Source organism: Microbacterium sp. UMB0228 (assembly GCF_002871415.1).
Taxonomy (GTDB): Bacteria; Actinomycetota; Actinomycetes; order Actinomycetales; family Microbacteriaceae; genus Microbacterium.
Genome location: NZ_PNFU01000005.1, coordinates 216,371 through 230,790, shown reverse-complemented (window position 1 = coordinate 230,790; position 14,420 = coordinate 216,371). Strand labels below are relative to the sequence as shown.

The following is a 14,420-nucleotide window of genomic DNA, read 5'->3' as shown; positions in this document are numbered from 1 at the left end:
CGGCGCTGTGAGCGACAAGTCCGGACTCGGGGTCGAGCGCAACGTGTTCCGGTACCGTCCGGTGGCGGTCGACGTGCGCATCGCCGAGGACGCGCCGCTGGCCGAGGGAGTCCGCGTGCTCGCCGCTGCCCTGCGCAGCGGCAGCCCGTTCACCGTGTCGGCGGCGTCGCTGCCGTCCCGCGTGGAGAAGGCGCTCAAGACCCAGGGCGTGGCCGTGAAGACCGAGTCGGATGCCGCGTGGACCAAGCGCTACGCGAAGGGCGCCCGGTCGTGGCAGCGGGTGCGGCTCGTCGGTGGCGATGCCGCCGCGCTGCACACGGCCCTCGACGGCAGCCCCGACGTCGCGGTGTGGTCGCACGCCGTGACCGGAGCGGGCCGGGTCGAGATGCTCCCGTTCCTGCACGAGCAGGCCGTGTCGATCACCAACCACCGCTTCGGCAACCCCACCACCCTCTCGGACGGCCTCCTCTGACGCCGAGACCCCGGGTACACGTCGAGACCCCCTGCTGCACGCGCGTGCAGCAGGGGGTCTCGACGCGAAAGCGGGGTCTCGGGATCAGCCGCGCAGAGCCTCGGCGAGCTTCACGCGCGAGCCCATCCGCAGCAGGGAGTTCTCGTAGATCTTCGCGCCGACGACGATCGCCGCGACGCAGCTCGCCAGGAGGATCGCGAGGCTCAGGAGGGGCTCCCACCACTGCGCCTCGCCGACGAACAAGCGCATGGGCATGCCGACCGGAGCCGAGAACGGCACGTACGACATGATCGTCAGCACCAGCGGGTTGTCGTTGAACACGATCACCAGCACGTACGGCGCCATGATGAGCATCGTGATGGGGGTCGTCGTCGAGCCGATGTCCTCCTGGCGGGACACCATGGAGGCCGCCGCCGCGAACATCGCCGCGAGCAGGATGAACCCGAACAGGAAGAACACCGCGAACCAGATGATGGGGGCGCCGAGGGTGGTCAGCACCTCCCGCTGACCCGTCACGATGAGGCCGATCGTGGCGACGGCCGCGAGGGCGAGGATCTGTCCCATCGCGAGCACCGTGTTGCCGATCACCTTGCCGGCGAGCAGCGTGCGCGCCGGGATCGCCGACAGCAGCACCTCCACGACCCTGGTCTGCTTCTCCTCGACCACGCTCTGCGCGATGGTGCCGCCGAACGTGGCCGCGGCCATCATGAAGACGAGCCCGAACGCGATCGCGATGAAGTAGCGCAGCAGCGGGTTGGTGGTGACCGGCTCGAGGATCACGACCTCGGGCGAGAGCGACAGCGCGGACACGAGCGATCCGGGCGCATCTTCCAGCGCGATGATCGTGTATCCGGCGGGGTTGTCGCCCGGGAGCACCGCCGCGTCGACGTCGCCGTCGCGGACCAGCTCCTCGGCCTCGGCGCGGGAGGCGACCTCGGTCACCTCGACGTCGGGCAGTGCGGACACGGCGCCCGCCGTCTCCGAGGTCACGGCCACCGGCATGGCGTCGGTGTTCTGACTTACGAAGCCGCCGAACAGCACGCCGGCGAGGGCGATGAGCAGCAGGATGCCGGTCGAGATCAGGAACGCCTTGCTGCGGAGCTTGGAGCCGATCTCCCGCTCGGCGACCAGCCAGATCCCGTTCCGTGCGGGGTTCCCCGATCCTGCGGAGTGCTGGGTCCCTGAGCCTGTCGAAGGGGTCGAGGCGTTCACTGGATGACCTCCTTGAAGATCTGGGCGAGGGAGGGGTGCTTGGGCGCGAAGCTCGCGACGTCGCCGCGCGCGACCGCCGACTGCAGCACGCGCTGCGCGGTGTCGGGGCCGTCCGCGTCGAAGAGCGCGTAGCCGCCCTCGAAGTCGACGACCGTGACCCCGGGTTCGGTGCGCAGCCACCCGGCGTCGCCCGCGGAGATGAGCTCGTACCGGTCGCGGGCGTGCTCGGCGCGAAGCCCGTCCCGGGACCCGGCGGCACGGATGGTGCCCCCGGCGAGGATGACGAGGTCGTCGCAGAGACGCTCGACCACGTCGAGCTGGTGGGAGGAGAAGAGGATCGAGGCGCCGCGGGCCGCGCTGGCCTGCAGGACCCCGGCGACGACGTCCACCGCGAGGGGGTCCAGGCCGGAGAAGGGCTCGTCGAGGATCAGCACCTCGGGGTCGTGCACGAGCGACGCGGCGATCTGCGCCCGCTGCTGGTTGCCCAGCGACAGCGACTCGATCGTGTCGTCGAGGCGCTCGCCGAGTCCGAGCTCCGTGAGCAGCGCGGTCGCCCGCTCCGTCGCGTCCGGCTTGCCGAACCCGTGGAGGCGCGCGAGGTAGACGATCTGCTCCAGGACCTTCATCTTCGGGTACAGGCCTCGCTCCTCGGGCATGTAGCCGAAGCGACGGCGGTCGGCGGTGGTGAGGGGCGCCCCGTCGAGGTCGACTCGTCCGCCGTCCGACGACAGCAGCCCGAGGATGATGCGCATGGTCGTGGTCTTGCCGGCGCCGTTGCCGCCGACGAAGCCGGTGAGGCGGCCCGGCGCGACCGTGAACGACACGTCGTCCAGCACCCGGCGGCTGCCGTAGCTCTTGGTGATGCCGGAGAGTTCCAGCAGTCCGGTGGTCATGTCGTGGTGCTCCGTCCGATGGTGATCCGCATGACCTTCACGCTATTGAGCACGGGCGGGGCGGGGCATCCCCCGCAGGGGGGACTGCCACGGATCAGCCGCGGGGCGGACGGCCGGCGTGCAGCACCGTGCGCACGAGCAGGCCGGCGACCAGCGCCCAGAATGCCGCGCTCACCCCGAGCACGGCGATGCCCGAGGCGGCGACGAGGAACGTGACGACCGCGGGGAGGCGCTCGCCGGGGTCGTCGATCGCCTGCTGGACGGCCGCGCCGAAGGCGCCGAACAGCGCCAGCCCCGCGACCGCAGGGATCACCGCCGTCGGGGCGAGCACGACGAGGGTCGCGAAGGCGGCGGAGAACGCCCCCAGCACGAGATAGGACGCCCCCGTGGAGACCCCGGCGAGCCAGCGCCGGTCGGGGTCGGGGTCGGCGTCGGGGGACGCGGCGAGGGCCGCGCTGATGGCGGCGAGGTTGATCGCGTGCCCGCCGGCCGGAGCGCCGAGGGCCGTGCCGAGACCGGTCACGAGCATCGCCGGACGCCACGGGACCTCGTAGCCGAAGCTGCGCATGATCGCGATACCCGGCACGTTCTGCGACGCCATGGTCACGATGAACAGCGGCAGGGCGATGCCGACCAGGGCCCCGACCGTGAAGGCCGGCATCGTCAGCTCGAACCGTGGCAGGAGGACCGCCGGGTCGACGGCGGTCCCCGCGGAGACCAGGGACACGGCGACGACCGCGGCCGCGGCGACGAACGCCAGCGGCACGGCCCACCGGGGAGCCAGTCGGGCGAAGACCAGCCAGGTCAGCACCACCGGGACCACGCCCCACGGGTTTGCGACGACCCCCGTGATCGGCGCGAGGCAGAGCGGCAGCAGCACTCCCGCCAGCATGGCCTGCGCGATCGACGGAGGGATCCGGGCGATCAAAGCTCCGAGCGCGGGCCAGAGCGCCGTGAGGAGGATGAGGGCCGCGGTCACGAGGAAGGCCCCGACCGCGGCGGGCCAGCCGCCCTCGGCGCTGCCGGTCGCCACGAGCAGGGCGGCACCGGGAGTGGACCACGCGGCCGTGATCGGCATCCGGTAGCGCCAGGCCAGCACGATGCAGGCGAGCCCCATCGCGAGGCTTACGGCGAGGAGTCCGCTGGCCGCCTGCGCCGCCGACGCGCCGAGGGCATCGAGGCCCGTGAGCACCACCGCGAACGAGCTCGTGAACCCCACGAGCGCCGTGACGATCCCGGCGACGATCGGACGGGACACGGGGGCGGCGGCGGGCATGGCTCCGAGAGTATCGCGGGGGAGCGGTCCGCCTCCGGTCAGGCCAGCCCCATCCGATGCGCGAGCACGACGGCCTGCACGCGGTCCCTGGCGCCGAGCTTCTGCAGGATGCGGGAGACGTGGGTCTTCACGGTGGCCTCCCCGATGAACAGGGCGCGGGCGATCTCGGCGTTGCTGCGGGCGTCGGCGAGCAGGGTCAGCACCTCGGCCTCCCGCTCGGTCAGCGGTTCCGCGAGGACGGGGGTCGTGGTCGTCTTCGTCACCGCGCGGGCGGGAGCGGCGCCGGTCTCCGGAGTCGCTCCGGCGAAGCGGCTGAGGACGCGGCGCGTCACCTCGGGTGCCAGCATGCCGTCCCCGGCCGCGAGAGCCCGCACCGCGGAGATGAGATCCTCGGCACCCGCGTTCTTGAGGAGGAACCCGCTCGCGCCGACCTCGAGCGCCTGATAGAGGTAGTCGTCGCGATCGAACGTCGTCACGATCGCGATCGCGGCGCTCACCGAGGGGTCGGCCACGAGGCGGCGCGTCGCCTCGATCCCGTCCATGTCGGGCATCTGCACGTCCATCGTGATCACGTCAGGGCGCAGGTCGGCGGCCTGCGCGATGGCCTCCGCCCCGGTCGAGGCCTCGCCGACGACGGTGATGTCGGGCTGGGTGTCGAGGATCGTGCGGAAGCCGGCGCGGAGGAGAGCGTGGTCGTCGACGAGGAGCACCCGGATCGGCGCGGTCACCGTGCGGCCTCCGTCACGGGTGCGCCGAGCGGCACCCGCGCTCGCACCCGCACCCCGCCGGGCGCGCGCGGAGCGATCTCGAACGTGCCGCCGGAGGCCGCCGCGCGCTCCCGCATCCCGAGCTGGCCGAGGCCGGGACGCAGCTGGGCGATGGCACGGCCGGTGTTCACGACCTCGACCTCCACGCCGTCGGCGTCGTAGCGCACGCGCACGTCCGCAGTCGCCCCTGGCCCGGCGTGCCGACGGGCGTTGGTCAGCGATTCCTGCGCGATCCGGTAGAGGTTCACGGCGACGAGCGAGGGCACCGGCACCGGATCGCCGATCACGGTGTACGCGGTGGGGAGGCCCGCCTCCGTCGATGCCTCCGCGAGGGCGGCGATGTCGTCGAGGGAGACGGTCGACGCCGACTCGGTCGTGTCGCCGCCGGGAGTGCGCAGGGTCTCCAGCAGCTGGCGCAGCTCCTGGATCGCGTCCCGCGCGGAGGACTCGATCCCGGAGAGGATGCGCGCCGACTGCGCCGGATCGCTCTCGAGCACGAGGCGCGCGGCGCCCGCCTGCACGCCCATGACCGATACATGGTGGGCGACGACGTCGTGCAGCTCTCGGGCGATCCGCACCCGGTCGAGGGCCACCGCCTGCGCCGCGGTGACCTCGCGCTCGCGCTCCAGCTCGCGGGTGCGCTCCTCCAGCACGGTGCGCTGCTCCGCCGCCGCCCAGGAGCGCTCGCCGAAGTAGTAGGCGCCGCCGAAGTACAGGACGTTGAGGAGGATCTGGATGAGCATGAAGGCCACATAGGGCGACATGGCACCGGCGACGACGTCCGCCTTGTCCGCCTCGCTGATCGCGTCGCGGTACATGGTGATGAGGAGCCACACGAACATGCCGACGATGATCGCGACACGGACGATGAGGGCCTTGCGGCGGTCGTTCATCCAGGCGCCGACCGTGTAGAGCGCGATGAACATCGCGATGTTGCCGACGTAGATCTCCGGTACCCGGATCGTCACCGCGGTGAAGTAGGCGAGCGACACCACGACGGCCACGGTGCCGGGCCAGCGCCGGCGGAAACCGAGCGGCGCCGCCACCACGACGGCGTAGACGAGGGCGGTCCACAGCGGAGCCTGCTCGTCGCCGTTGACCTGGGCGATGGAGGAGAGCGCCGCGCTGAGGATCGCGCCGACGAAGAGGACGAGCGCGAGGAGGAGGTCGCCGCGCTGGTCGCGCAGGGTCGGCGTCCGGGTGAAGGCCATCCCTCCACCGTAGGGCGGGGGCCGTCGCGCGGCATCCCCCGCGCGACGGAGACGGCCGTCTGTGATCTGCCTATTCCTTTCCGATGCGTCGATCGTCTACCTTCGGAGAAGGCGTTGCCGCGGGATCGGCAGAGCTCGAGGTCGACCGCGACAGCACCGGGCTGCGCCGGCCTCCTCCGGAGGGTGGGGACATGGCGCGACGACGCGCGTTCTTTCGGTCGATCATGGGCGGGGCCGCGGCCCTCGCACTCGCACTGGGCGGCGCGACCGCAGCCGGTGCCGCGTCAGGGGGATCCCTGGCGGGGACGGTGACGGCGGAGGCGGACGGTTCCCCTCTCGCGGGCGTCACCGTCTCGGTGTCGACCGACGACGCGTCGGTCTTCGAACTCACGACGACCGATGCCACGGGTGCGTACCTCGTGCCGGACCTTCCGGCGGGGGAGTATGTCGTGGCGTTCGATGCCTCCGGGACGGACTTCATCTCCGAGTTCTGGGACGATGCGTCGTCGCGTGCGGCCGCGCAGCGTCTCATCGTCGCCGAGGGAGAACCCGTCGACGGTGTCGATGCCGCCCTCACGCTCGGTGGGGCGATCAGCGGCTCCGTGATGCGGCAGGCCGACGGCTCGCCGCTCGAAGGCGTGACCGTGCGCGTGGACTCCGCCGACTTCTCCCGGTCGGGTGTCGCGCAGACGGGCGCCGACGGGACCTATCGGATCGACGGTCTCCCTGCCGGCGATTATCACGTCCGTTTCGATCCCGCGGAGCCGGCGCTGGCCGCCGAGTTCTGGGACGACGCCTACGGAGACCGCAAGGCGACGGCCGTTCGCGTGACCGCGGGAGAGGACCGTGGGGGAGTGGATGCCTTCCTCGCCGAGCTCGGCGTGATCCAGGGGTCGATGACGTTGGCGATCGACGGCTCGCCCGTGGCCGGGTGGGTCACCGCCACCGACGACGCGACGGGTGCCTGGGCGCAGGCCGACGTCGCGTCGGACGGGTCGTACACCCTCTCCGTGCCGCCGGGGGAGTACGCGGTGGCGTTCGTTCCCAACGGCGGACGCGGCATCCCCGAGTACTGGAAGGATGCGCGGCAGGAGAAGGACGCGGCCAGGATCGCCGTGGCCCCGGGGCAGGCCATCGCGGACATCGATGCGACTCTCGACGCGACCGGGATGATCACCGGCGTGGTGCGCACGTCCGGCGCGCTGTCCGGCGACGCGATCGTGGAGGCGTACAGCGGGGACACCCTCGTCAGCATGGCCTACACGCAGCCCGACGGCTCGTACCGCCTGGCCGTCCCCGCCGGGACTTACATCGTGCGAGCCACGGCGAACGTGTACGACATGATCTTCGCCCCGCAGTTCTTCGACGGCGTCGCGACCCGGACCGAGGCGACCCCTGTCGTGCTCGCCGCGGGCGGCGATCGCGCGGGAGTGGACTTCGACCTGGCGCCGGGCGGCGCGATCGACGGGACGGTGTCGACCGCGGGCGGTGCCGCGGTCTCCGGGGCGACGGTCACGGCCCTCCTCTGGACGGCGTCCGGCTGGCGGGACGTGGCGACGCTCGACACGGAGGGGCGATTCACTCTGGGGGGGAGAGCGGATCCCGAGGCTCCCGGTGGGTCGCTGCCCGCGGGGGTCTATACGCTGCGGGTGGAGATGCCCGGTTTCTGCACCGGGTACTTCGGCGGCGCACAGTCGCTCCTCGGGGCCGACACCTTCCGGGTGGAGCCCGGCGCCACCGTGTCGGGACGGGACGTCATGCTGTCCGCGGAGTGCACGGCGCCGTCAGCGTCGCCCACGCTCACCCTCTCGCAGGCCTCGATCCTCGCCGGAGAAGTGCTGACGATCTCGGGATCGGGCTTCGCGCCCGGTGAGGCGGTCACGCTGGAGATCCGGTCGGAGCCGGCCGAACTCGGTCGGGCCGTGGCGGGGATCGACGGGGCGTTCTCGAACGACTTCCGCATTCCCGCGGGGTTCCCGGCCGGAACGCACACCGTGGTCGCGCTGGACGCGCAGCGGAATGTGGTGGCGAGCGTGCGGCTCGACATCGTCCCCGGCGCCTCGGGAGGCACGTCGGGAGAAGCCGTGGCACCGCCGCGGAACGAGGAGAACCTCGCCGCGACCGGCGGCGAGTTCCCGTCCTTCGCGCTGCTGGTGGCGGTCGTGCTCCTCCTCGGCGGAGGAGCACTGCTCCGACGCCGTCGTCGGCACGGCTGAGGGGGATGCCGGGCGGGGACCTGCCAGGATCGAGTGTGACCGACTCGACGCGCCCGCGGCTGGCACCGCTCTATCTCGCCGGGTTCACCACCGCGTTCGGCGCGCACGGCATCGCTGCCGCCCTGGGCGCCGAGACCGAGGACATCGGCTGGACGCTGCTGGCCTTCGGCTTCACGCTCGCGCTGTACGACCTCGCCGAGGTACTGCTCAAACCGCTCTTCGGGGCGCTCAGCGACCGGGTCGGGGTGCGTCCCGTGATCCTCGGCGGTCTGTTGGCCTTCGCCGCGTTCTCGGTGGTCGGAGCGCTGGCCCCCGGCATGATCGGCCTCGTGATCGCGCGCTTCGGCCAGGGGGCGGCGGCCTCGGCGTTCTCCCCGGCCTCCTCCGCCGCGGTGGCGCGGTTGACGGACGAGGCGTCGCGTGGCCGGTACTTCGGCCGCTACGGCTCCTGGAAGAGTCTCGGATATGCACTCGGCCCCCTGCTCGGTGCGGTGCTCGTGGTGGCGGGCGGGATCCCGGCGCTGTTCTGGGCACTCGCCGTGCTCGGGCTGGCCGCGGCCGGATGGGTGCTCGTCGCCGTCCCCGCCGTGCCGGTGCTGCCCCGGAAACGGGTGACCCTCGTCGACCTCGGCCGGGAGCTCCTCGCCCCGGGGTTCCTCGTGCCGACCCTGGTGTTGGCGGCCACGACCGGCGCGCTCGCCGTGGCCGTCGGCTTCCTCCCGCTGCTCGGCCGGGAGGCCGGACTCGGCACCGTGGGCAGCATGGCGATCGTCACGGTGCTGGCGGTCGTGTCGAGCATCGTGCAGCCCCTGGTCGGGGCGGCGCACGATCGCGGCCCGCTCTCGGTCCGCCTCGGCGCGGTCGGCGGGCTGCTTCTCATCGGCGTCGGCGTCGGACTCTCGGCCCTGTGGGTGACCCCGGTCGTCCTGGCCCTCACGGGCGTGCTGGTCGGTGCCGGGGTGGGGCTGGCGACGCCGGTGGCTTTCTCGCACCTCGCGGCGTCGACGCCCGCCGAACGGATGGGGCGCACGATGGGCAGCGCGGAGCTGGGTCGGGAACTGGGCGACGCGGGCGGTCCGCTCGTCGCCGGGGCCGTGGCGACGGCGACGGTGCCGGCGGTCGGGATCGGCGTCATCGCAGCGCTCACGGCGGGGGCGGGCGCCCTGGCCCTCCTCGGGCTGCGACCGCCGCGTGCCGACGCCCGTCCGACCGGGGCCGGCTGACCGCGGCGGCGCTGTTCAGTGACCGAGCAGGCGCTCGATTACGCGGGCCACGCCGTCGTCGTCGTTGGTCGCGGTGGTCTCGTCCGCGGCCTCCTGCACGACGGGTTCCGCGTGCGCCATGGCCACGCCGTGACCGGCCCAGCGGAGCATCTCGACGTCGTTGAGGGCATCTCCGAACGCCACGACGCCGGAGCGCTCGATGCCGAGGTGCGTGCAGAGGCGCGCGAGTCCCGTGGCCTTCGTGACGCCCTGCGCCATGACCTCGACGAACGGGGCGCCGGACAGCGTGGCCTCGAAGCCGGTGAGCCCGAGGGACCGCAGGGTCTCGAAGAGTGCGGCGGGCGCGAGCTCGGGGTGCCGGATCACGAGCTTGAGCGTCGGCGCGGCCAGCACCTCGTCCAGCGGCACGCCGCCCATCGTCGCGGGGTCACGCTTGTGATCGGACAGCTGCGCGATCGCCGCATAGCCGTGCTGTGCGACGAACGTCTCGCCGCCCTCCCGCACGCTCGCGAAGAGCAAGCCGGGGACGCTGGCGCGCAGTGCGTCGGCGAGAGTGCGCAGCGTCGCGGGCGGCAGCTCCTCGGCAAACAGCATGCGGCCCTCGGTGAGATGCGTCGCGTACGCGCCGTTGCCGCACAGGGCCCACCCGTCGAAGCCGGCGTCGGCGGCGATCACGCGCAGGCCGATCGGCTGGCGGGCGGTGACGGGCACCACCGCGACGCCCGCGTCTCGCGCGGCGTCGAGCGCGGCACGGGTGCGCGGCGACACCGCGGACGAGCTGTCGAGCAGCGTGCCGTCGAGGTCGGTCGCGATCAGCCGCACGGGATGGGTCCCTGAGCCTGTCATGCGATGGGTCCCTGAGCCTGTCGAAGGGCCTGAGCTTGCCATGCGATGGGTCCCTGAGCCTGTCGAAGGGTCAGGAGAAGATCATCGGCAGGTCGTCGTCGGCGTCGTCGCCGCCGAAGTCCAGATCGACCACCACGGGCACGTGGTCGCTGGGCTGCTCGCCCTTGCGCTCGTTGCGGTGGATCGACGCGCCGGTGACGGCATCGGCGAACGTCTTCGAGCCGAGGATGAAGTCGATCCGGATGCCCTCGTTGCGCGGGAACTTCAACCGCTGGTAGTCCCAGTAGGTGTAGCCCTCGGGGAGCAGCGGGCGCACGACGTCGGTCACGCCCGCGTCGGTCAGGGCGAAGAACGCGTCGCGCTCGGCGGGGGACACGTGGGTGGAGCGGCCGACCACGATGTCGGGATCGCCGTTGTCATGGTCGAACGGGATGATGTTGAAGTCGCCGACGAGGGCGAGCGGAAGGTCGCGGTTCGCCGACAGCTCCGCCGCCGTGGACTGCTTGAGCTGCTCGAGCCAGTGCAGCTTGTAGACGTAGTGCGGGTCGTCGAGCGAGCGGCCGTTGGGCACGTACAGGCTCCAGACGCGCACGCCGTCGACCATGACGCCCAGCGCGCGCGCCTCCTGTGGGGCATCGGGGCCCTCGTGGCCCTTCGCGAACCCGGGCATGCCGTCGAAGGCGGTGCGGACGTCGGTGATCGGCAGCCGGCTGGCGATGGCGACGCCGTTCCACTGATTCAGGCCGTGCACTTCGACGTGGTAGCCGGCCTCCTCGAACGGTGCATACGGGAACTGCTCCGGCTTGCACTTCACCTCCTGCATCGCGAGCACGTCGATGTCTTCACGGACGGCGAACTCGACGGTGCGGGTGACGCGGGTGCGGATGGAGTTGACGTTCCAGGTGGCCAAGCGCATGCGTCCAGCCTAGGGTGTGCCTCCTACACTGGATGCCGTGACCGCACTCGACGCAGACCGCCAGACCCTCCTCGCCCTCATCACGGACGAGGCGGTGTTCCACGGCGATTTCACCCTCTCGAGCGGCAAGAAGGCGACGTACTACGTCGACATGCGCAAGCTCACCCTCGACCACCGCGCCGCTCCGGCCATCGGCCGCATCATGCGCGACCTGATCGCCGACCTCGACGTCGTCGCCGTCGGCGGTCTGACGCTCGGCGCCGACCCGATCGCGAACGCCGTCCTGCATGCCTCGGTCGGTACCGACCGTCCGCTCGACGCGTTCGTCGTGCGGAAGGAGCCGAAGGACCACGGCCGCGGTCGCCAGATCGAGGGCGCCGACGTGAAGGGCAAGCGCGTGGTCGTGCTGGAGGACACCTCGACCACCGGGCAGTCCGCGCTCAAGGCGGTCGAGGCGCTGCGCAAGGAAGGCGCGGAGGTCGTCGCGGTCGCGGTGATCGTCGACCGCAAGACCGGTGCGCAGGCCGCCATCGAGGCCGAGGGCCTGGAGTGGCGCGCGGCCTTCGACCTCGAAGACCTCGGACTCGACCCGCAGTGACCCGCTACGCGCTGGCCGTCGACGTGGGCGGCACGAAGATGGAGGCCGCCCTCGTCACCGACGACGGCACGCTCGTCCCCGGCAGCCGCAGCCGGCAGCCCACCGGCCGTGAGGCGACGTCCGCGTCGTTGACGGCGGCGGTCGACGCGATCGTGCGGCATGCGCTCGCGGCCCTGCCCGCCGACGCGGAGCTCGTCGGCGCCGGGATCGGCAGCGCGGGTCCTGTGGATCGGACCCGCGGTGAGATCCTGCCGGTGAACATGCCCCTCGCGCGGGGGTTCGGCCTCGTCGATGCGGTCGCCCGTGCGGCCTCGACCGCGCTCGGCCGGGACGTCCCGGCGGTCCTGGGTCACGATGGCGGCGCGCTCGCGCTCGCGGAGTCGTGGCTGGGGGCGACGCAGCAGGCGGGAGCCTCCCTGTCGATCGTCGTGTCCACCGGCGTCGGCGGCGGTTTCGTCGTGGGCGGTGCGTATGTGCCCGGGGCGAGCGGCAACGCCGGGCACCTCGGGCAGGTGCGCCGCGAGGGCGGGCTCACTCTCGAGGAGATCGCCTCCGGACCCGCCAGTGCCGCCTGGGCGCGGGAGCAGGGCTGGTCCGGCGCGACCGGGGAGGACCTGGCCCGGGACGCCGCGGCCGGTGTCGCCGTCGCGCGCGCCGCGATCGAACGCTCCGCCCGCGCCGTCGGGGAGGCACTGGCCGATGCCGCCACCCTCGTCGACCTCGACGTCGTCGCCATCGGCGGCGGCTTCTCGCGGGTGTCGGCGGACTACATCGACCTCGTCCAGCAGGCTCTCACCGCCAGCGCCGTGCACGAGTACTCCCGTCGCACCCGCGTCGTCCGCTCGGGCCTGGGCGACGAGGGGCCGCTGATCGGCGCCGCCGCCCTCGTCCTGCGCTGACGGGAGTGTCAGCTCCCTGACACGAGCAGGTGTCGCGGGGGCCCTTCGAGCCGGGCGACGGCGATCTTCAGGTCCGTGACGTCCGCCGCCACCGCATCGATGCGGGCGCCGAGCTTCTCTTCGACGGTGTCGATGCGTGCGGTGAGCTTCTCTTCGACGGTGTCGATGCGGGCGCCGAGCTTCTCTTCGACGGTGTCGATGCGGGCGCCGAGCTTCTCTTCGACGGTGTCGATGCGTGCGCCGAGCTTCTCTTCGACGGTGTCGATGCGTGCGGTGAGCTTCTCTTCGACGGAGTCGATGCGGGCGCCGAGCTTCTCTTCGACGGAGCCGATGCCTGTGGAGAGCCGGTGGTCGACGGCGCCGAGACGCTCGTCGATGCGACGGATCATCCACGCCCCTGCCGCGAACAGACTCGCGCCGAGGGTGAGCACGACGCCGATCGCGCTGACGATGATCGTGAGGGTGTCCGCGGACACGGTGTTCCCTTCCTCGGTGCGGGTGTGGCTTCGACGATACGTGGTCGCCGTGCGGGCGCCGGTCGGAATTCTGGCATCTGTGAAGAGGTAACCAATACCGCTGAGGTGTGCAGGAGAAGGGGCGCAGCGATACTGGAACGCTGTTACAGCATGGACGCCTCTGATGTAGTTTTGATACATACCTCTCGTCGGAAGGAAATCGATGCGCGTCCTGGGACTGATCTCCGGCACCTCGCACGACGGGATCGACGCCGCCGTCGTCGAGTTCGCCACCAACGGGGGGTTCACAGCGCACGGCGTCGACCTCCGGGGCACGGTGCTCGCGTCCATCAGCGTCCCCTACGATCCCGAGCTGCGGGCACGCCTCATCGCCGCGCTCCCTCCGGCGCAGACCACCCTGGCCGAGGTGGCCGAGCTCGACACCCTCATCGGGCAGGCGTTCGCCGGCGTCGCGGCCGACATCGCGGCGGAGGTCGGCGGCGTGGATGCGGTGTGCTCGCACGGCCAGACCGTCTACCACTGGGTCGACGGCGCCCACGCGCTCGGCACCCTCCAGATCGGGCAGCCCGCCTGGATCGCCGAGAAGACCGGTGTGCCCGTCGTCTCCGACATCCGCATCCGCGACATCACCGCGGGCGGCCACGGCGCTCCGCTCGTGTCGTTCCTCGACGAGCTGCTGCTCCGTGGCCGCGCCGGCGTCTCGGCGGCGCTCAACCTCGGCGGCATCTCCAACATGACCGTCGTCCGCCCGGACGGCCTCGTCGCCTACGACATCGGCCCCGCGAACGCCCTGGTCGACGCCGTCATCGTCGCGCACGACCTCAACCCGCTCGGCTATGACGACGATGCGGCGATCGCCGGGACCGGACGGGTCGACCAGGCGCTGCTGGACGCCATGCTCGCGGACCCGTACTACGCCCTCACCCCGCCGAAGAGCACGGGCAAGGAGCACTTCCACCTCGCCTACGTGCAGGAGCACCTCGCGGCGCAGGGACGTGAGATCGCGGTCGCCGACGTCGTGCGCACGCTCACCGAGCTCACAGTCCGCACGGTCGCCCGCGACGTCGAGGCCGCCGGGATCGGCTTCCTCGCGGTGTCCGGCGGCGGCTGCCGCAACCCGCTGATCCTCGACGGGCTGCGGACCGCGCTGCCGCAGACCGAGGTCGTCCTGGCCGACGAGCTCGGCGCCCCCGCCGACAGCAAGGAGGCCATCCTCCTCGCGCTCATCGGCTGGTCGACCCTGCACGGCGTCCCCGCGATCGTCCCCGGCGGGACGGGGGCGCGCGAGCCGCGCATTCTCGGCACGATCACGCCCGGCGCCGGTCCGCTGCAGATGCCAGAGCCGGTCCCGGCCATCGACTCCCTCACCCTCACGGGGGCGGCGCCCGCTTCCTGAGACCTCCCGGTGACCGTCG

General features: G+C 72.2%; 13 protein-coding genes and 1 pseudogene. 6 read left to right on the top strand and 8 right to left on the bottom strand.

Annotated elements, in window-relative coordinates; genetic code table 11:
- Positions 1-472, top strand: a pseudogene (locus CJ226_RS13350) (1-pyrroline-5-carboxylate dehydrogenase); the annotation flags it as partial.
- A gap of 84 nt (positions 473-556) precedes the next feature.
- Here the strand turns inward: CJ226_RS13350 and CJ226_RS13345 are convergent.
- From CJ226_RS13345 to CJ226_RS13325, 5 genes are all read right to left on the bottom strand, one after another.
- A complete protein-coding gene (locus tag CJ226_RS13345) occupies positions 557-1,684 on the bottom strand; it encodes an ABC transporter permease (RefSeq protein WP_374754538.1) in 1,128 nt (375 codons plus the stop codon).
- On the bottom strand, positions 1,681-2,565 hold the full coding sequence (locus CJ226_RS13340) for an ABC transporter ATP-binding protein (protein ID WP_102209524.1): 885 nt from the start codon (positions 2,563-2,565) through the stop codon (positions 1,681-1,683). Before CJ226_RS13340 ends, CJ226_RS13345 begins: the two co-directional genes overlap by 4 nt.
- 106 nt (positions 2,566-2,671) lie before the next feature.
- The gene (locus tag CJ226_RS13335) at positions 2,672-3,853 is read right to left on the bottom strand and encodes a benzoate/H(+) symporter BenE family transporter (RefSeq protein ID WP_102209467.1); all 1,182 of its coding nucleotides are present in this window, start codon (positions 3,851-3,853) and stop codon (positions 2,672-2,674) included.
- A gap of 38 nt (positions 3,854-3,891) precedes the next feature.
- The gene (locus CJ226_RS13330) at positions 3,892-4,581 is read right to left on the bottom strand and encodes a response regulator transcription factor (RefSeq protein ID WP_062637199.1); all 690 of its coding nucleotides are present in this window, start codon (positions 4,579-4,581) and stop codon (positions 3,892-3,894) included.
- Entirely contained in the window at positions 4,578-5,831 is a 1,254-nt protein-coding gene (locus CJ226_RS13325) for a sensor histidine kinase (RefSeq protein WP_102209466.1), read from the bottom strand. The genes CJ226_RS13330 and CJ226_RS13325 overlap by 4 nt, the downstream gene beginning before the upstream one ends.
- Positions 5,832-6,022: 191 nt before the next feature.
- Between CJ226_RS13325 and CJ226_RS13320 the strand changes: the two genes are divergently transcribed.
- Positions 6,023-8,047 carry a carboxypeptidase-like regulatory domain-containing protein gene (locus tag CJ226_RS13320; RefSeq protein WP_180964600.1) on the top strand — a complete coding sequence of 675 codons (2,025 nt, stop codon included), beginning with the start codon at positions 6,023-6,025 and terminating at the stop codon, positions 8,045-8,047.
- 35 nt (positions 8,048-8,082) lie between these two features.
- Positions 8,083-9,270, top strand: a complete 1,188-nt coding sequence (locus tag CJ226_RS13315; protein ID WP_257996658.1) for an MFS transporter — start codon at positions 8,083-8,085, stop codon at positions 9,268-9,270.
- A 15-nt stretch (positions 9,271-9,285) separates the two neighbouring features.
- Here CJ226_RS13315 and CJ226_RS13310 read toward each other — a convergent pair whose 3' ends face one another.
- Positions 9,286-10,158 carry an HAD family hydrolase gene (locus tag CJ226_RS13310; protein WP_257996657.1) on the bottom strand — a complete coding sequence of 291 codons (873 nt, stop codon included), beginning with the start codon at positions 10,156-10,158 and terminating at the stop codon, positions 9,286-9,288.
- A 28-nt stretch (positions 10,159-10,186) separates the two neighbouring features.
- Positions 10,187-11,032, bottom strand: a complete 846-nt coding sequence (locus CJ226_RS13305) for an exodeoxyribonuclease III (RefSeq protein WP_102209462.1) — start codon at positions 11,030-11,032, stop codon at positions 10,187-10,189.
- Between the two features lie 37 nt (positions 11,033-11,069).
- Between CJ226_RS13305 and pyrE the strand changes: the two genes are divergently transcribed.
- Together pyrE and CJ226_RS13295 are read left to right on the top strand one after the other, a co-directional pair.
- Entirely contained in the window at positions 11,070-11,630 is a 561-nt protein-coding gene (pyrE, locus tag CJ226_RS13300) for an orotate phosphoribosyltransferase (protein ID WP_102209461.1), read from the top strand.
- Entirely contained in the window at positions 11,627-12,529 is a 903-nt protein-coding gene (locus CJ226_RS13295; protein ID WP_102209460.1) for an ROK family protein, read from the top strand. The genes pyrE and CJ226_RS13295 overlap by 4 nt, the downstream gene beginning before the upstream one ends.
- Positions 12,530-12,537: 8 nt before the next feature.
- On the opposite strand, the gene CJ226_RS18150 is transcribed toward CJ226_RS13295, so the two are convergent.
- Positions 12,538-13,005, bottom strand: coding sequence for an apolipoprotein A1/A4/E family protein (locus CJ226_RS18150; protein ID WP_180964607.1), 468 nt, complete (start codon positions 13,003-13,005; stop codon positions 12,538-12,540).
- 202 nt (positions 13,006-13,207) lie between these two features.
- Here CJ226_RS18150 and CJ226_RS13285 point away from each other — a divergent pair, with 202 nt between their 5' ends.
- A complete protein-coding gene (locus CJ226_RS13285) occupies positions 13,208-14,401 on the top strand; it encodes an anhydro-N-acetylmuramic acid kinase (protein ID WP_102209459.1) in 1,194 nt (397 codons plus the stop codon).
- The last annotated feature ends 19 nt before the right edge of the window (positions 14,402-14,420 follow it).